A 17,453-nucleotide genomic window follows, 5' to 3' on the forward strand; every position below is an offset into this window, starting at 1 on the left:
GGTATCACAAGGTTTGTATAAGCAGGTTTACAGAAATTTCCTTGAGCGCTGCGCTGAGCAACATTTCCTTGCTGGATGTGACTGTAGCCTGAGAAAAAAGTCCCTTCCAATTTGGATGTGAATCAGCGAACGGCAGGTTGATTCGTGTATCGCCCCAATTTGCTGCATTGATGAATGGAGTTTGGGCAGTGCCCAATAGTTCAGCCGGCAAGCGCGGAACCACAACAATAGCCCGCATCTCTTTCGTTACCCGGGCAAAAGCGATGACGTGATCGGCTTTTTCACCCACCACTTCAAGGGGTTGATATTCGCCTTCACTGAACAGCGCGGGGTACTCATTGCGCAGGCTAAGCACCTGGGCAATCAACGCCTGCTTGATCCGGCCGTCGTGCCACTGGTTCAACAGCTCGGTGACCGGCACGGATGCCTGCAACGCACGTTCGCGAGCGGGGTAATCCACCGGACGACGGTTGTCCGGATCCACCAGGCTGAAGTCCCAGAACTCAGTGCCCTGATACAGATCAGGCACACCGGGCGCAGTCATTCGCAGCAAAGTTTGCGCCAGACTGTTGAGCGCGCCGGCCGTCGCGATGCGATTGGCCGTGGCACCGATGGATTGACGCAGTGCCAGACCGTCGGCGTTCAGCAGCAAGTGCTGGAGAAACTCGCGGCACGCGGTCTCGTACGGCTCGTTGGGCGCGCTCCAGCTGCTCTGCAGTTTGGCTTCGCGCAGGGCCTTTTCCTGCCACTGGGTCAGTCGCTTGGCGTAGGCTTCGAAAGCCGGCTCGCCTTCGAGGTCCAGCGGCCAGCTGCCGATGATTGCTTGATACAGCATCAGCTCGTCACCCGGGCTGATGTGGGTGTCACCCGCCTTGAGCGGCGCCGACAGCTGCTGCCAGCGCTCGACCTGCTCGGCGTACCAGGGCGCCAGTTCGCTGAGCACGGCCAGACGGGTGCGGGTGTCTTCGCCGCGCTTGTGGTCGTGGGTCGCGGTGGTCAGCAGGTTGTTCGGGAAGCTCTTGTGCCGCTCGATGGAGACTTCATGAAACGCCTCCACCGGCGCACTGAAATGTTGCGGGTGGAAACCCACATCGTTGCGCGAGAGCAGCACGGCGGAGCGATAGAACGACGTGTCTTCCACCGATTTGGCCGCCACTGGCGACGTCAACTGCTGGAAACGGTTGCCGGCCTTGCGGCGCATTTCGCGCAACCGGCCCGTCGGGTAGTCGCGCAGCTTCTCGCCACCCAGCCACAGCTTGAGGGAATCCAGCACCGGCCAGTCGCCTTCGCTGAGCATCTCCCGCGCACCGTCCATGGCCTGCTGGAAGAAGCGCTCGTCCTCTGCAGAACGGCCGCAGGCGGTGAGGTAGGTGCGGTAGACCGGGAAGTTGCTGACCAGCGCCAGCAGAGCGCGGCGGATGGCGCCAAGGGTCATGTCGCGGGTCATCACGTCACTGCGCGAGACCTGCAGCAGTGCTTGGGCCAGGTTTTCGAAATCACCTGCCAGGGTGCCGTGGAGGACCAGATCGCGGGCTTCCAGCACTTCCTGATTGAAGTCGGCCGTGCGTCCGCTGATGCGGCTCCACAGCTCGCCCAGTACGGCTTCACCTTTCGGATCGTGCTGCAGCAGCGACACCTGGTTCATGAATTCATAACCGGTGGTGCCGTCGACGTTCCAATCAGTGCGCAGTTGCTCGTCTGGGCCGAGGATCTTCTCGACGAAAATCGGCAGACGTTCCAGTTCGGTGCCGGCCGGGCGCAGTTTCATCAGGCTGTCGACGCGACGACGCAGCTTGCGGCAATACCCGCGCGGGTCGGCGAGGCCGTCGATATGGTCGATGCGCAGACCGTCCACAAGCCCTTTGGCGATGAGCTCGAAAATCTTCCCGTGGGTTGCTTCGAACACCTGCGAACGCTCGACCTTCAGGCCGCCCAGCTCGTTGATGTCGAAGAAACGCCGCCAGTTGATGTCGTCACCCGCGGTGCGCCAGCTCGCCAGACGATAGTCCTGCTGCTCAAGCAGACGGTGCAGGCGGTCGAAGCCTTCCGGGGTGCTGGAATCAAACTGCGCGAGACCTTCTTCAACGGCCTTGACCAGCTCGGGTTTGGCCTTCACCGCTTCGGCCAGCTCAGCCTTGGCCTGACGGGCACGCTCGTAGGCCTGCGGATAGTAGTCGAGGTCGGCGAAGCGCTGGGCCAGTTCATCCAGCTCGGAACGCTTCGCTGCCTTCAACAGCGGCGCGTACGTGGCCGGGTTGATCGGGAAGAGATGCTGATAGTGCTCGGCGTGGAAGGTACCGTGCTCCGCATCGAAACGCAGGGGCACTTCACCGTTCTGCAACACGGTGCCGTAGTCGGTGCTCAGGAACGGCAACAACAGTTGGCCCTTGAGCAGCGGGTCCGGAGAATTCCACTGGATGTCGAAAAACTTGGCGTAAGGGCTGCGCTGACCCCATTCGAGCAAGTCAAGCCACCAGGGATTGTCGTTGCCGCCGACTGCCATGTGGTTGGAGACGATGTCGAGAATCAGGCCCATGCCGTGCTCACGCAGCGCCGCGACCAGGCGCAGCAAGGCCGGCTCACCGCCCAGTTCGGGGTTGATCACCCGTGGGTCGACCACGTCGTAACCGTGCATGGAACCGGCGCGGGCTTTCAGCAACGGCGAGGCGTAGATGTGGCTGATGCCCAGGCTGGCGAAGTACGGCACGAGCTTGGTGGCGTCGTCCAGCGTGAAGTCTTTGTGAAACTGCAGGCGCTGGGTGGCGCGCAGGGATTTAAGAGGGGTACTCATTTTTGATCACGCTCCGCGGCTTGTTGCCGTGCCGCTGCCAGAATTTCAAGTCGTCGTGCTGCATCGCCGTTGTTCAGCAGAGAACCGCTGTCGCCGTTGAGCCGACGTCGCCAATTGGGATGACTGTCGATGGTGCCGGGGAAATTCGCCTGCTCATCAATGCCGAGGGCGTCCTCGATCGGGAGCAGCACCAACGGCGCCGGGGTGTGGCCGAGGTACGCAATGCTGTAGTCGATGACGTCTTTGGCGCTCACACTTTCACCGCCGCTGGGCAGGGTGTAGTTCTGCTTGAGCGCCGTGATCAACCCCTTGCGTTCCCGTTCGCGGCCGTCGCGCATCTTCTGCTCGGCGTCGTCATCGACAAGCCCGAGTTTTTTGTTCCAGTCGACATCCAGTTCGCTCAGCCAACCGGTGAGGGTGGGCAGGTCGTGGGTGCTGGTGGTGGCCAGTGCGTCTCTGGACCACTTCGTGATGGGCTTGAACGTCGCGTCGTCCTGTTCGAACAGCAGCACGCGCATCCCGAGGATCTCGCGCTCGGACAGCTTCTCGTGCAGACCTTCGGGCACCGTGCCGAGGTCTTCGCCCAAAACGATTGCTTCGTGACGCCACGATTCCAGGCTCAACAGCCGCAGCATGTCGTCCAGCGGGTAATTCAGGTAAGCGCCTTCACTCGCCGGGGATCCCAACGGGACGACCCACAGGCGCTGCAGCCCCATCACATGGTCGATGCGCAGGCCACCGGCGTGGGCGAAGTTGGCCCGCAGCATTTCGATGAACGCCTGAAAACCATTGCGCTTCAGGCCGGTCGGCGAGAACGCCGAGATGCCCCAGCTCTGGCCCGAGCGGTTGAGAATGTCCGGTGGTGCGCCCACGGTCAGCGAGGAGAGCAACTCGTCCTGACGACTCCAGGCCTGGCTGCCGGCACCGTCGGCACCCACAGCCAGATCACCGATCAGGCCGACGCTCATGCCGCTCGATCGTGCGGCGGTCTGGGCGCGTTCGAGGCCACGCGCGATCAGCCATTGCGCGAAGGCGTGGAAACCGATCTCTTCGCCGTGCGCCTTGGCGAACGCGTCGAGGGCAGGGTTACGCGGGTTCTTGTACTGCTCCGGCCATTCATGCCAGTTGCCGCCAATGCCCAATTCGTCGCCCGCATCACGCAGGGCTTCGAAACGGCAGTGGTTTTCCAGGGCTTCACCGCCCGCTTGGCGGAAACTCTTGAAGTCCTCGTGGAAGGGATGATCGCTGCCGATGAAGCCGGCATACAGCTCGCGCAGCAGGGCATATTTTGCTTTGGCGGCGGCGGGCCATTCGATCAGCTCCAGTGATTCCAGACGCTTGAACTCGTCGGCCAGGCCGGCTTTCTCGATTGCCAGCTCAACCGCGCGGTCACCGAGAATGGTCCCCGGCGCCGCGTACAGCGCGTTGAGGAACAGGCGGCTGGACGGCGAGTACGGGCTGTAGCGCTCGCTGTCGTTGGAGAACATCGCGTGAACCGGGCTGATCGCCACGGCCGAGGCACCACGGGTGCCTGCGGCACGTACGAAAGCCTCCAACCCTTGGGTATCGCCGATACCGCCATCACCTTCACGGCGCAGGTAGTACAACTGAGTGGTCAGGCCCCAGTCGCGGGCGATTGCTTTCTTGCTGGCCATGTTCAGGCTGTAGCACGTCTTTGGCGCGACGGCGACGGTCAACTGCTGGCCGCCCACTTCCAACGGGTGATAACCCACTGTGGCCAACCCGGGCAGGGCAGCCTTGTCGGTCAGTTTCCCTTCGAGCAGCGAGCCGTCTTCAAGCGTCAGCTTGAACGCGGTGGCTGGGGCGAACCAGCTCGACAGATCCAGATCCTTGCCGTGGTCGACGGTCATCAACGGCGGCGGGGTGGCCGGCTGACTTTCTTCGTTCAGGCGTTTGAGGCTGGCTTGGACGTCTTCTTCTGTCTCGGCGGGGTAACCCAGGCCGCCGAGGACCTTGCGCAGGACCTCGGGGCTTACGTGTTGCGGTTTGGCGTTGGCGTCCTTCCAGTCAACCGACAGGCCCGCCTGGGCTGCCAGTTTTTCCAGTTGCTCATTGCTCATCCTGTTCCTCCACAACGTCACTCGATTTCAGGCTGACAATGGCCGTGTATGGATTGAGGGTGGCGGATGGGGAAAGTTCTGCGGACTTGGCACGGGATTGATGAAGCACTCTGTAGCCGGTGTGATCATCAGTGTCGACCGCCTCGCTGCCGAGGTTCAGATCAATGCGCAACTCGCTGCCGTCGCCCAGCTTCCAACGTGCGCTGACGGCTTTGTCGCCGAGCTCTTTCACGCCCAACGCACTGGCGCCGTGCAGGCGAGGGAACAGCTCGGTCTTGCGAATCTGCAGCAAGGTTTTGTAGAGCTCAAGCCAGTTGCGATGGTCCTGACCCTTGTCAGTTTCCAGCAGCAGCGCATCGAACGCCGGACGCGAGGCCTCGAAAGTTTTAAGAGCATTGGGATCAGGGATCTGCTCGCGCTTGGCCGGATCCTTGAACGCGGCGAAATCCTTGAACTCGCCACGACGTCCTTCACGCACGGCATCTGCCAGCTCGTCATGGAAGTCAGTGAAGAACAGAAACGGCTCGCTTGCGCCCCACTCATCGCCCATGAACATCAGCGGGATCATCGGTGACAGCAGCAACAGCGCCGTCGCCGCCTGCAACGCAGGGGGTGGGCTCAGCTGGACCAGACGCTCGCCGAAGGCCCGGTTGCCGATCTGGTCGTGGTTCTGCAGAAACAGCACGAAAGAGGTCGGCGGCAGATGGCCGCTCGGTTCGCCCCGGGCGTGGCCATGACGGGTGGATTCGCCTTGATAGACAAAGCCTTCGCCCAGCAGACGCGCAAGCTTTTGCGTGGGTTTTTCGACGAAGTCGGTGTAGTAAGCGTCGGTCTCGCCGGTCAGCAGGACGTGCAGCGTGTTGTGGCCGTCATCGTTCCATTGGGCGTCGTAGCCCTGATCCATGCGTCCAGCTTCGTTGAATTCGTTTTCCAGGGTCAGCCAGACGTGACGCTCCGACGGAATCGTCTCGCGTACGTGTTCTGCCAGGTCTTGCAGAAAAGTCGGGTCTTCGATGGCGTGCACGGCGTCGAAACGCAGGCCGTCGAAGCGGTAGTCCTGCAGCCACATCATCGTGTTGTCGATAAAGAAGTCGTGTACTTCACGGCGGCGGAAATCGATCGCGTCGCCCCACGGCGTCTTTTTGTCGCTGCGGAAGAAATGGCTGGCGTAGGCGCCGAGGTAATTGCCGTCCGGGCCGAAGTGGTTGTAGACCACGTCCAGAATGACCGCGAGGCCCAACCCGTGGGCGGTGTCGATCAGGTGCTTGAGTTGGTCGGGCGTGCCATAGGACGACTGGGCGGCGTAAGGCAACACGCCGTCGTAGCCCCAGTTGCGATCACCCGGGAATTGCGCGATAGGCATCAGCTCGATGGCGGTGATGCCGGTGTCCACCAGATGCTGCAGACGCTGTTCAACGCCTTCATAGCCACCCAGTGCACCGACGTGCAGCTCGTAGATGACCGCCTCGTGCCAGGGCCGTCCCTGCCACTCGGTGTTCTTCCATTGGTAGGCGGCCTGGTCGACGACGATGCTGTAGCCGTGCACGTCGCCGTCCTGAGCCCGGGAAGCCGGGTCAGGAACAGTGAGATTGTTTTGTCCATCGAGAGCGACGTTGAAGCGATAACGCGTGCCAGCTCCACACTCGGTCTCGACCACGAACCAGCCGTCCTGCTCTGGCTGAAGGGCCTGTGCAGGCCCGTTTTCGAATTCGACGCTGACGCTTTGGGCGTCCGGTGCCCAGAGGGCAAACCGGGTGTGTTGTGGATCCAGCATGACGGCGCCGTGGCGCCAGTTTTGATCCGTGCGCGAAGGCATCCGTAATTCCTTGATCAGTGGGTTATCAATAATGCAGTGCCACGCCTGCGTTTTTCTTCAGCAGCTCCTGGTAAAGATCGGCGTAGGGTTCTACCGCCTTGTGCCAATCGAACGGAGCGGCCATGGCGCGGCAGCGCATGGCGTTGAGCAGCAATGGACTTTCGAAGACCTTGAACGCGCGGGTCAGGGCTTCGGTGTAGCTCTCGACCGTGGATTCGTCGAACAGGAAACCGGTGCAGCCGTCTTCGATGGTGTCCGCGAGACCGCCAGTGCGGCGTGCGATCGGCAGGGAGCCGAAGCGCTGCGCGTACATCTGGCTCAGGCCGCAAGGCTCGTAGCGCGAAGGCATCAGCAGAAAATCACTGCCGGCGAACATGCGACGTGCGTCTGTCTCATTGAAGCCGACGCGCACGCTGACCTGACCCGGGAAGCGGGCGGCGAGGGCGCGCATGGCGTCTTCTTCTTCAGGTTCGCCACGGCCGATGATCGCAATCTGGCCGCCGTTGTTGACGATGTGCTCGGCAACCCCGATGGTCAGGTCCAGACCCTTCTGGTAAACCAGACGGGAGACCACGGCGAACAGCGGGCCGGTGGAAGGCTCCAGTTCAAACAGCTCGCGCACGTAGTCAGCGTTGATTTCCTTGCGGGTCCACTCGTTCGGAGCGAAGCGGCAGATCAGGTGCTCGTCGGTGGCAGCGTCCCAGCTCTCGTCGATGCCGTTGGGAATGCCGCTGAGCTGACCGCGGTCGGCTTTGCTCTGCAGGAAGCCTTCCAGGCCACAGCCAAAATCCGGGGTGGTAATTTCTTTGGCGTAGGTCGCGCTCACAGTCGTGATATGGCTGGAATACGCCATGCCGGCCTTGATGAACGAGAGCTGACCGTAAAACTCCATGCCTTCCGGGCTCAATGCCGAGTCGGGAATGCCCAGCTCACGGCTGGAGGCAATGCTGACAAAACCCTGATACGCCAGGTTGTGGATAGTGAAGATCGACGGCGTGGTCTGGCCGCGCCATTTCATGTACGCCGGCGCCAGGCCTGCTGGCCAGTCGTGAGCGTGAACGAGCTCGGGGCACCACTGGGTCTTCACCGCGCCGGCCGCAAAGTCGGCAGCCGCCAGGCCCAGGCGGGCAAAGCGAATATGGTTGTCGGACCAGTCGCGGCCGTCATTGTCACCGTAGGGCGTGCCTTCACGCTCGTACAACTCGGGACAGATCAGGACGTAAATGACCAGACCGTCTTTCATGTCCATCCGGCCGATCTTGCAGGGAGGCAGCGCGGCGTGACCGGGCAGCTCGCTGATGATGTGGATCGGGTTGCCACTATTGATGACCTGTGGATAGCCGGGAATCAGCACGCGTACATCGTGCAGGTGGCGCATGGCGCGCGGCAGTGCGGCTGACACATCGCCCAGACCGCCGGTTTTCACCAGGTCGGCCATCTCTGAAGTCACGAACAGGACTTTCTTGCGGGTTACCGAAGAAATCACTGGTTGAACAGGAGGCAGTTGCAGCACGGGTGCGCTCGTCGTTGCGAAGACCGGCAGATGGGTCAGCTCGCTGGCCGGCTGATTAAAACTCTCTCCCTTCTGGGTTTTGACAGCGGCACTAATCATCGTTTTCTCCAGTTCGATATGCAGTGTTGGTACAGCACTTAAGGTGTAAGCAGCCATTTCCTATGGCCAGGCACACAAGACCTACGCAAGATCGATACCCATTTACCGACTGCACATTAGAGGACAAGGTGAAAGCGGACTCTGCTTCGATTTTTCAACAGCATAGTTGCTCTATTCACATGACCCATGCGCCTGTGTAGAAGTTTCGACAATTTTTCCGGGCCATGTCTGGCATGCGGGATTGCGATGCGGGGTATTGTGGAATTCAGGGTGATCAAGCGATCTGCAAGGCCCTGAATGCGCCGTTGTGGAGCATGGGGTGTAGGCCTTGTTACAGGGGTGCCGTCGGTCGGATTGTTGGACAATTACCGGGCCGATGGTCTATCCGCGCGCAGCCCCTGCGCTTTTGTGGGACACCGTAGGCACAATTTGCCTGCGCTGCCTTTTCTCGGTGCGTGCCGGAAGAATTCCTGACCGATCAGAGACATTTCCTACTTCTGTATAAGGATATTTTTTCGGCCAGGGCGTTAGAATCGCCGCCACGCGGCACGTCGGCACACTGAGTCGACTGCCTGTTGAGGTTTCTCCAGCGGTAGAGGAAGTCAATGCAAGCCCCTGAGGTTCTGGTACTGCAAGCCAGCTACAGCAATTCGGTTCACGCAGAAGCGATCGGATTTCTGCTCAATCAATACGCCGAAGACGCCATGGGTGGCGGTCAGTCGCTGTCCATGGACACCCGTCAGCAATTGGCGATCGAACTGGCCAAGCGCCCCCATGCGTTCAGCGTGCTGGCGTTCATCGCCGGCGAGCCGGTCGGTCTGGTCAACTGCTTCGAGGGCTTCTCGACCTTCGCCTGCCGGCCATTGGTCAACGTGCATGACGTGGTGGTGATCGCTTCGGCACGAGGCCAGGGGATCAGCCAGAAGATGCTGGCCAAGGTCGAGGAAATCGCCCGCCAGCGCGGCTGCTGCAAAATCACCCTGGAAGTGCTCGAAGGCAACGAAGCTGCCAAAGGCGCGTACCGCAAGCTTGGATTTGCCGACTACCAGCTGGACCCGCAAATGGGTCGCGCGCTGTTCTGGCAGAAGTCGCTCTAGCGAAGCGGCAATGGGGAAAGCCGATCCCACGGGATGCACTCCATGCTGTTAGTGGGACCGGCTTCAGTCGGGAAGGGGCCGTTTTGAACACCTTTAGTTTTATGGTGTGACGCAATAAGCCTTCCCGGCTAAAGCCGGTCCCACTCAATACCCGCGGTGTTTCTGTTGTTGCCCAGGCAACACCTTCCAAACCATTTGTAACAGTTCTGTCCTGTAAGGCGATTCCGAGAGCGCGATAGGATCGCCTCCCGTATTGCTTTCAGGACACACATGTCGCTCTCTCTGGAACCTCCCAGTCGCCGATTCCCCTCAAACAGGGTCGCAGGCGTTCACGTCGCTTTATCCCGCTTAAACAAGATTTCTGTCTGGCTCGACCTGCCTTCTGGCACGTCGGGCCTTTTCGTGTCTGTGCCATTGATCGAGAAGGGGCGCTGACCCATGGAGTGGATTGCTGATCCCACGGCCTGGCTTGGCCTGTTGACCCTGATTGTGCTTGAGCTGGTGCTTGGCATCGACAACCTCGTTTTCATTGCCATCCTCGCCGACAAGCTGCCGCCCGAGCAGCGCGACCGCGCGCGGGTGCTCGGCCTGTCGCTGGCGTTGATCATGCGCCTGGGCCTGCTCGCGAGCATTTCGTGGATGGTGACGCTGACCGAGCCGCTGTTCGAGATTTTCGAGAAGAGCTTCTCCGGTCGCGACCTGATCATGCTGTTCGGCGGAGTGTTCCTGCTGTTCAAGGCGACCATGGAATTGCACGAGCGCCTAGAGGGCCACGTCGCCCAGCGGGCGGGCAGCACAACCTACGCGCTGTTCTGGCCGATCGTCGCGCAGATCGTCGTGCTCGACGCGGTGTTCTCTCTGGACGCCGTGATCACCGCCGTGGGCATGGTCGATGAGCTGTCGATCATGATGATCGCCGTGGTGTTCTCGATCGGCATCATGATCATCGCCAGCAAGCCGCTGACCGCCTTTGTCAACGCTCACCCGACCGTCATCATGCTGTGCCTGGGCTTTCTGATGATGATCGGCTTCAGCCTGACCGCCGACGGCCTGGGTTTCCATATCCCCAAGGGCTATCTGTACGCGGCCATCGGTTTTTCGATCCTGATCGAGGTGTTCAACCAGATCGCCCGTGCCCGCCGCAAACGCAGCGTGAAAGGTGACTTGCCACGCCGCGAGCGCACCGCCCATGCCGTGCTGCGCCTGCTGGGTGGCCGCAGGCCGAGCGCCGAGGAGGTCGGTGAGGAGATCGCCGACATGCTCGACGGCGACAGCGACGAGGTGGTGTTCGACCGCCGCGAGCGGGTGATGATCAGCGGCGTGCTGCAATTGGCCCAGCGGCCCATTCGCGGTGTGATGACGGTGCGCAACGACGTCGACGTGATCGATCTGGATGACACGCCGGAAGGCATTCGCCAGCGACTGGTCAACTCGTCGTACTCGCGACTGCCGCTGATCCGCGGGGGGCCGCATCGACGAGCCGCTGGGCTTCGTGCACAAGAAGGAAATGCTCAACGCCTGGCTGTCCGGTACCGAGCCGAACATCGAACACCTCGCCCGGCCGACGCTCAATCTGCTGGAGAGCTTTTCGATCCTCAACGCCCTGGAACAGATGCGCGCGCAGTCCACGCACATCGCCTTCGTGATCAACGAATTCGGCGATTTCGCCGGCATCCTGACCATGACCGACATCCTCGAATCCATCGCCGGCGAGCTGCCGGACGCCAGTGAAATCGAGGGCCCGGACTTGATCGAAGAGGGCGAGGGCGTGCTGGTCAATGCCGCCATGAACCTCAGCCATCTGCGCGAACGCATCGGCTTCAAGGCGCGGGCAACGAGTGATTATCAGACCCTGGCGGGACTGGTGGTGAGCCTGCTGGATCGTTTGCCGGTGATTGGCGACGAATTGCAGTGGGAGGGTTGGCACCTGAAGGTCGTGCAAGTGCAGGAACGGCGGGTGACCCGCGTGCTGCTGCGTCAAACACCGGCTCCATAACCCTGGTTGAAGCACACCCATTCCGACGAACAAAAAAAGGCCTGCATTGCGCAGGCCTTTTCGTTTGCAGCGAACGTCACTTCGCCTTTTTTACTTTTGCACCACTTCGGGCATGGTGCCGGGCTGGCTGGCGGCCTTTTGCATGTGGGCAAAATCACTCAGCCCCTTCGGCGCATAGGGATCGCCGATCATGCGTGGGCGCGCCTTGAAGTCCAGGCTGACCAGGCTTTTGGTGGTATCGAGCTCATCAAAGCTCAGGCCTGCCAGTTGCGCCCACGTGTGGATCAGGTTCGAACTGGTGTAGGGCCGATCGTGGATGCTCTCGAAATTCCAGTCATGGGTCTGCTTCCACTTCGGCGAGGCGTAGGCAATGAAGGGCACGGTGTACATCGGGATGGTCGGTTTGTTCTCGTTGCGGCCCAAGGTGTTGCGGCCTGGCGAGTCATAAACGTCTTCGCCGTGGTCCGACAGGTACAGCAGGAAGCCGTTCGGGTCGGCCTTGCCATATTCCTTGATCAGGCTGGACACCACGAAATCGTTGTAGAGCACGGCGTTGTCGTAGCTGTTGTAGAACTCCAGCTTGCTGTCATCGATGTCCGCCGGTACGCCGTCACGTCCGCTGAATTTTGCGAACTCCTCCGGGAAGCGGTACTGATAGGCCATGTGGGTACCGAGCAGGTGCACCACGATCAGTTTGCGCGGCGCGGCATCGGTCAGCGCTTTGGTAAACGGCGCGATCACGTCGCCGTCGTACTGCCGAGCGTTCTGATTGCGGTTGTTGTTCAGGTAGACCTGTTCGTCAGCCTGTTCGGAAAAGGTGGTCAGCATCGTGTTGCGCTTGGTCATCGTCTGCTGGTTGGTGATCCAGAACGTCTTGTAGCCCGCCTGTTTCATCACGCTGACGATCGACGGCGTCTTCAGGTAAAGGTCCGGGTTTTCCTCATCGGCGAAGGTCAATACCTGCTGCAGCGCCTCGATGGTGTAAGGCCGAGGCGTGATGACGTTATTGAACACCTGCAGCTGGTCCTTCATGGCGTCCAGGTTCGGCGTCGTCTGGCGCGGGTAGCCATAGAGGTGCATACGCCCGCGGTTGGTCGACTCGCCGATCACCAACACCAGGGTGGTGGGCAGATTGGCCTGCTGGTCCTTGAGGTTTTTCAGCGGCGCAATGTTGCTGCTGCTGGTCAGCATGTCCTGCATGCCATCCAGTTGCTGGGTGTAACGGTGATAGGCAACGATCATCTGCCATGGCACCGCTGGCTCGATGCGCGACTCGAAGGCTTCGAGGGCCGAGGCGGTGTCGTCGTGGCGGGCCAACTGTTTGGCCAGCGGGTAACCGATGATGCCGATCAACAGCGCTGCCGCAACGGCGTAGGCGCGAGCGCGTGGCATGTACACCGGACGCAGGCGTGTCCACAGGAAGATCGCGAACGCGGTGTGGGCGATGAACGCCAGCACGATCCACCACGCGAAGTATTGGGTCATGTACTCGCCAGCTTCAGAGATGTTCGATTCGAACATGATGAAGATGACGCTCTGGGAAAACTCCTGCTGGTAAATGAAGAAGTAACCCAGGCTCGCCATGGAGCAGGCCCATAGAATCACGCCGATGACCGCAGCCATGATGCGGGTCTTTTGCGGGAACATCAGCATGGGCGCGAGCCAGATGCCGCTGATCACGAACGCCTGACGGAAGCCGGCAAAACCGGTGATGCCGGTCAGTTGGATAAGCAGTTGCGTGATGCCGGAGAAGTACCAGAAAAACACGAACAGCCAGATCACTCCCGCCCAGTCGAACCCTTTCGGAGTCGTAGTGCTCCGTTTCATCGTTGTCATCAAGCGCTCCGCTATAGACCGTTCAGGCGACCAAACACCGCCCGAATGAATTCAAGTGCCAGCATCTGGCCAGCAATCAATGTGTTGAGGGTGGGATTATGTTTTCAACGGGGTGAAAATTTTGTCAGGAGGGTGTTGCGAAACCGCCAAAATCGGCTAAAGACGCGGAGGCTAGAGCAGGGCGGGGAACGTAACGACGTGTGTCGGGTCCGACGGAGGGTCGAAAACCGTGTCACGTGTGCGGCAATGCAAGGCGCTGCCGAGGTACGGCGGAGGGGGGATTGAACGATGCGCCGGCAAGCCTGCAGATCGGGCTTGCCTTGAAGGGTGTGGTGCGGGGAGTCGTGAATCAGGCGTGCAGGGCGGTGCCGTTACCGATGAGCTGGGCGTGCTGCAGCATCGAAGTCAGCTGGGCGACTTTGTTCTGCAATACGGCGCGTTCTTCCCTGAGCTGGCGCAGCTCGTCACGACGGATTGTGACGTAAAGGGTCTGTGGAGCATTGGCTGTCAGTACTGTGCCCATTGCACACCTCGCAAATGGCGGGTTCAACTTCATAAGGTTCAAGCGAGGAAGCCATCCACTTGGCATATCCTGCTCACTACCTCTATCGGCCGGAATTCTGATTTCTTTTGCGTAAAAAAGGAACTTTTTTATTTATGATTGTCGCGAACGTTTCTTGATCGCGAAAACCTGCGTCATAGGGCAGTCTTGCAGACCTCTGTGCCGATGCACATGAAACATTTTTCACCGGGAAACCATAGTTTGCCTCCCCGGACTAACCCACTATGCGGCACTGGGCTATAAACTGAGGCACCTCTGAATTTGATTAAGGAGCACCTCTACATGCAACTCGGGATTGTTGGACTAGGCCGCATGGGCGGCAACATCGCACGTCGACTGATGCTCAATGGCCACACGACCGTGGTCTATGATCGCGATGAGAAGTCTCGCACCGTGCTCGCCGCAGAAGGCTCGACCCCGGCAACAGACCTCGCCTCACTGGTCGCTGCCCTGGACAAACCGCGAGCCGTCTGGGTGATGTTGCCTGCTGGCGCTCCAACCGAAGACACCATCAACGAGCTGGCCGACCTGCTCGATGCCGACGACGTGATCATCGACGGCGGCAACACCTTCTATAAGGACGACATACGTCGCTCCGTGGCGCTGAAAGACAAAAACCTGCATTACGTAGACGTGGGCACCTCCGGCGGCGTCTGGGGTCTGGAACGTGGTTATTGCATGATGATTGGCGGTGAAACCGACGTCGTGACTCGCCTCGACCCGATCTTCAAGACCCTGGCCCCCGGCATTGGCGACATCCCGCGCACCAAGGACCGTTCCAAGGATGCCGACCCCCGCGCCGAGCACGGTTACATTCACGCCGGCCCGCCGGGCGCAGGCCACTTCGTCAAGATGATTCACAACGGCATCGAGTACGGCATGATGCAGGCCTTCGCTGAAGGCTTCGACATCCTCAAGACCAAGAACTCGGAAAACCTCCCCGTCGAGCAGCGCTTTGACCTGAACCTGGGCGACATCGCCGAAGTCTGGCGTCGCGGCAGCGTGGTCTCCTCCTGGCTGCTGGACCTGACCGCCGACGCTCTGGCCACCGACCCACAGCTCAACGCCTATTCCGGCTCCGTCGCCGACAGCGGTGAAGGCCGCTGGACTATCGAAGCGGCCATGGAGCAGGCGGTGCCGGTTCCGGTGCTGTCCACTTCGCTGTTCGCTCGCTTCCGCTCCCGTCAACAAAGCACGTACGGCGACAAAATGCTGTCCGCCATGCGTTTCGGATTTGGTGGTCATAAGGAACCAAAATAATGGGTTTATCCCGCAGCAAGCAGAATGCTCCGGTCGCTCCGGCGACCACGCTGTTCCTCTTCGGCGCCCATGGTGACCTGGTCAAACGGCTGTTGATGCCGGCCCTCTACAACCTGTTTCGCGACGGGTTGGTGGGGGAGGACCTGCACATTGTCGGCGTTGACCACAACACCGTCAGCGATGCCGATTTCGCCAAGAAGCTCGAGGATTTCATTCGTCAGGAGGCGGCCAGCAAGGTCGCCCAGGGCGGCGAAGAGCCTCTGGATCCGGCGCTGTGGGGCAGCCTGTCGAAGCGCATCACGTACATCACCGGCGATTTTCTCGACGATTCCACGTACGCGGACATCGACGCAAAGATCAAGAGCACGGGCACCCGCAACGCCGTGTTCTACCTGGCGACCGCGCCGCGTTTCTTCAGTGAAGTGACGCAGCGTCTGGGCTCTTCCGGGCTGATGGTCGAAGACGACGAGAGCTTCCGTCGCGTGGTGATCGAGAAGCCGTTCGGCCACGACCTGCCCAGCGCGGTGGCACTGAACAACTGCTTGCTGAAGGTCATGAGCGAGAAGCAGATCTACCGGATCGACCATTACCTGGGCAAGGAAACGGTGCAGAACATTCTGGTCAGCCGTTTCTCCAACGGTCTGTTCGAGTCGTTCTGGAACAACCACTACATCGACCACGTGCAGATCACCGCGGCCGAAACCGTGGGCGTCGAGACCCGTGGCAGTTTTTACGAGACCACCGGCGCCCTGCGGGACATGGTGCCCAATCACCTGTTCCAACTGCTGGCGATGGTGGCAATGGAACCGCCCGCTGCGTTTGGCGCCGATGCCGTGCGCGGCGAGAAGGCCAAGGTGGTCGGTGCGATTCGGCCCTGGTCGGAAATGGAAGCGCTGGCCAACTCGGTGCGCGGTCAGTATTCGGAGAGCAGCATCGATGGCAAGGCCGTCACCGGCTACCGCCAGGAAGACCGTGTCGATCCCGAGAGCAACACCGAAACCTACGTCGCCCTCAAGGTGATGATCGACAACTGGCGCTGGATGGGCGTGCCGTTCTACCTGCGCACCGGCAAGCGCATGAGCGTGCGCGACACCGAGATCGCCATCTGCTTCAAGCCGGCGCCGTATGCGCAGTTCCGTGATACCGATGTCGACAGCGTCGCGCCGAATTTCCTGAAGATCCAGATCCAGCCTGACGAAGGCATGTGGTTTGATCTGCAGGCCAAGAAGCCCGGCCCGACCCTGGACATGCAGACCATCGAGCTGGGTTTTGCCTACAAGGACTTCTTCGAGATGCAGCCGTCGACCGGGTACGAAACCCTGATCTACGATTGCCTGACCGGCGACCAGACCCTGTTCCAGCGCGCCGACAACATCGAGAATGGCTGGCGTGCCGTGCAACCATTCATTGATGCCTGGGCGAAGGATCCGCAAGTGGACCTTTATCACGCAGGCGAGGACGGGCCCTCGGAGGCCGATGAGTTGCTGGCCCGTGACGGCCGCACATGGCAGCGCCTGGGATGAGTGACGTTTCGCAGCCCCTCATCCAGTTCATGCTGTCTGACATCGACGGCACGCTGCTGCACCCCGATCACAGCCTGAGCCAGGCCAACATCGACGCCGTGCGTAAATTGCAGGAGGCCGGGATTCATTTCTCGGTCGCCAGCAGCCGCCCGCCGCGGGCCATGCGACAGCAGATCAAAGCCTTGGGCATCACGCTACCGACCGTGGCGTTCAACGGCGCCAACATCATCAACCCGGACGGCAGTTTGTTGAAGGCCCACCGCATTGATGCCGCGGCGGCCCGCACCAGTCTGGAGTTGTTCGCCAGCGAGGCGGTGGCGGTCTGGGTCTTTGCCGATGACCAGTGGCTGCTCCTCAATCCCGAAGGCGATTACGTCGACCACGAACGCAACACGCTGGGTTACGACTTCGTTCAGGTCGACAGCTTCGACGAATACCTGGACCGCATCGACAAGATCGTCGCGGCGAGCAAGGACTTCGAGCTGCTCAAGCGCCTGGAGGCCACGCTCAACCCGCTGATCGCCAAGTCGGCGTTGGCAGCCCGTTCACAATCCTACTACCTGGACGTCACCGCGCTGGACGCCAACAAGGGCACTGCTCTTGAGACGCTGGCCGATGCATTGGGCGTGCCGCTGGCCCACACCGCGGCGATCGGCGACGCGGGCAACGATGTGGCGATGTTCCTTCGCGCCGGGCTGTCGATCGCGATGGGGCAGGCCGAGGTGGGCGTCAAGACCCAGGCCAACTACGTCACCGACAGCAATGCCGATGACGGGCTGGCGAAGGCCATCGAGCGTTACATCCTGCCCCGTTGATTCGGGGCGGCGGTTGCGCTGCCACTCATGGGTACCGCTACTCAAGGGCACGGCGCACAACAAG

General features: G+C 60.8%; 10 protein-coding genes and 1 pseudogene. 5 read left to right on the top strand and 6 right to left on the bottom strand.

The genetic code is table 11. The annotated features are described in order from the left end of the window. Nucleotides 1-4: 4 nt before the first annotated feature. Genes ABEH28_RS09685 through glgA form a run of 4 tightly spaced genes read right to left on the bottom strand, consistent with a single transcriptional unit; the run spans nt 5 to nt 8,300 of the window. Nucleotides 5-2,791, bottom strand: a complete 2,787-nt coding sequence (locus tag ABEH28_RS09685; RefSeq protein WP_346629793.1) for a malto-oligosyltrehalose synthase — start codon at nt 2,789-2,791, stop codon at nt 5-7. Beyond that, on the bottom strand, nt 2,788-4,872 hold the full coding sequence (gene malQ / locus ABEH28_RS09690) for a 4-alpha-glucanotransferase (protein WP_346629794.1): 2,085 nt from the start codon (nt 4,870-4,872) through the stop codon (nt 2,788-2,790). The genes ABEH28_RS09685 and malQ overlap by 4 nt, the downstream gene beginning before the upstream one ends. After that, nucleotides 4,862-6,688 (bottom strand): malto-oligosyltrehalose trehalohydrolase, encoded by a 1,827-nt coding sequence (gene treZ / locus ABEH28_RS09695; RefSeq protein ID WP_346629795.1) that lies wholly within the window; start codon nt 6,686-6,688, stop codon nt 4,862-4,864. Before treZ ends, malQ begins: the two co-directional genes overlap by 11 nt. Before the next feature lie 25 nt (nt 6,689-6,713). Beyond that, on the bottom strand, nt 6,714-8,300 hold the full coding sequence (glgA, locus tag ABEH28_RS09700) for a glycogen synthase GlgA (RefSeq protein ID WP_192172124.1): 1,587 nt from the start codon (nt 8,298-8,300) through the stop codon (nt 6,714-6,716). 605 nt (nt 8,301-8,905) lie between these two features. Between glgA and ABEH28_RS09705 the strand changes: the two genes are divergently transcribed. Together ABEH28_RS09705 and ABEH28_RS09710 are read left to right on the top strand one after the other, a co-directional pair. Then, nucleotides 8,906-9,397: a GNAT family N-acetyltransferase gene (locus ABEH28_RS09705; protein ID WP_192172123.1), complete on the top strand. Its 492-nt coding sequence runs from the start codon at nt 8,906-8,908 to the stop codon at nt 9,395-9,397. A gap of 438 nt (nt 9,398-9,835) precedes the next feature. Further along, nucleotides 9,836-11,393: pseudogene (locus tag ABEH28_RS09710) on the top strand (TerC family protein). Between the two features lie 90 nt (nt 11,394-11,483). Here ABEH28_RS09710 and ABEH28_RS09715 read toward each other — a convergent pair. Then, on the bottom strand, nt 11,484-13,229 hold the full coding sequence (locus ABEH28_RS09715; RefSeq protein ID WP_346629796.1) for a phosphoethanolamine transferase CptA: 1,746 nt from the start codon (nt 13,227-13,229) through the stop codon (nt 11,484-11,486). Nucleotides 13,230-13,578: 349 nt separating this feature from the next. Beyond that, a complete protein-coding gene (locus tag ABEH28_RS09720) occupies nt 13,579-13,752 on the bottom strand; it encodes a DUF6026 family protein (RefSeq protein ID WP_192172120.1) in 174 nt (57 codons plus the stop codon). A 321-nt stretch (nt 13,753-14,073) separates the two neighbouring features. Between ABEH28_RS09720 and gnd the strand changes: the two genes are divergently transcribed. From gnd to ABEH28_RS09735, 3 genes are read left to right on the top strand one after another with little or no spacing between them, the layout of a single operon-like run. Continuing rightward, nucleotides 14,074-15,051, top strand: a complete 978-nt coding sequence (gene gnd, locus ABEH28_RS09725) for a phosphogluconate dehydrogenase (NAD(+)-dependent, decarboxylating) (RefSeq protein WP_346629797.1) — start codon at nt 14,074-14,076, stop codon at nt 15,049-15,051. Next, nucleotides 15,051-16,574: a glucose-6-phosphate dehydrogenase gene (zwf, locus tag ABEH28_RS09730; RefSeq protein ID WP_346626305.1), complete on the top strand. Its 1,524-nt coding sequence runs from the start codon at nt 15,051-15,053 to the stop codon at nt 16,572-16,574. The genes gnd and zwf overlap by 1 nt, the downstream gene beginning before the upstream one ends. Continuing rightward, nucleotides 16,571-17,389 carry an HAD family hydrolase gene (locus tag ABEH28_RS09735; protein WP_346629798.1) on the top strand — a complete coding sequence of 273 codons (819 nt, stop codon included), beginning with the start codon at nt 16,571-16,573 and terminating at the stop codon, nt 17,387-17,389. The genes zwf and ABEH28_RS09735 overlap by 4 nt, the downstream gene beginning before the upstream one ends. Nucleotides 17,390-17,453: the final 64 nt, after the last annotated feature.

The sequence above is a fragment of the Pseudomonas sp. Ps21-P2 genome (assembly GCF_039672565.1).
Taxonomy (GTDB): Bacteria; Pseudomonadota; Gammaproteobacteria; order Pseudomonadales; family Pseudomonadaceae; genus Aquipseudomonas.

Bases quoted from the DNA above. Each gene is read 5' to 3' on its own strand.
- ABEH28_RS09685 (WP_346629793.1), bottom strand. From the start codon at position 2,791: ATGAGTACCCCTCTTAAATCCCTGCGCGCCACCCAGCGCCTGCAGTTT.
- malQ (WP_346629794.1), bottom strand. From the start codon at position 4,872: ATGAGCAATGAGCAACTGGAAAAACTGGCAGCCCAGGCGGGCCTGTCG.
- treZ (WP_346629795.1), bottom strand. From the start codon at position 6,688: ATGCCTTCGCGCACGGATCAAAACTGGCGCCACGGCGCCGTCATGCTG.
- glgA (WP_192172124.1), bottom strand. From the start codon at position 8,300: ATGATTAGTGCCGCTGTCAAAACCCAGAAGGGAGAGAGTTTTAATCAG.
- ABEH28_RS09705 (WP_192172123.1), top strand. From the start codon at position 8,906: ATGCAAGCCCCTGAGGTTCTGGTACTGCAAGCCAGCTACAGCAATTCG.
- ABEH28_RS09715 (WP_346629796.1), bottom strand. From the start codon at position 13,229: ATGACAACGATGAAACGGAGCACTACGACTCCGAAAGGGTTCGACTGG.
- ABEH28_RS09720 (WP_192172120.1), bottom strand. From the start codon at position 13,752: ATGGGCACAGTACTGACAGCCAATGCTCCACAGACCCTTTACGTCACA.
- gnd (WP_346629797.1), top strand. From the start codon at position 14,074: ATGCAACTCGGGATTGTTGGACTAGGCCGCATGGGCGGCAACATCGCA.
- zwf (WP_346626305.1), top strand. From the start codon at position 15,051: ATGGGTTTATCCCGCAGCAAGCAGAATGCTCCGGTCGCTCCGGCGACC.
- ABEH28_RS09735 (WP_346629798.1), top strand. From the start codon at position 16,571: ATGAGTGACGTTTCGCAGCCCCTCATCCAGTTCATGCTGTCTGACATC.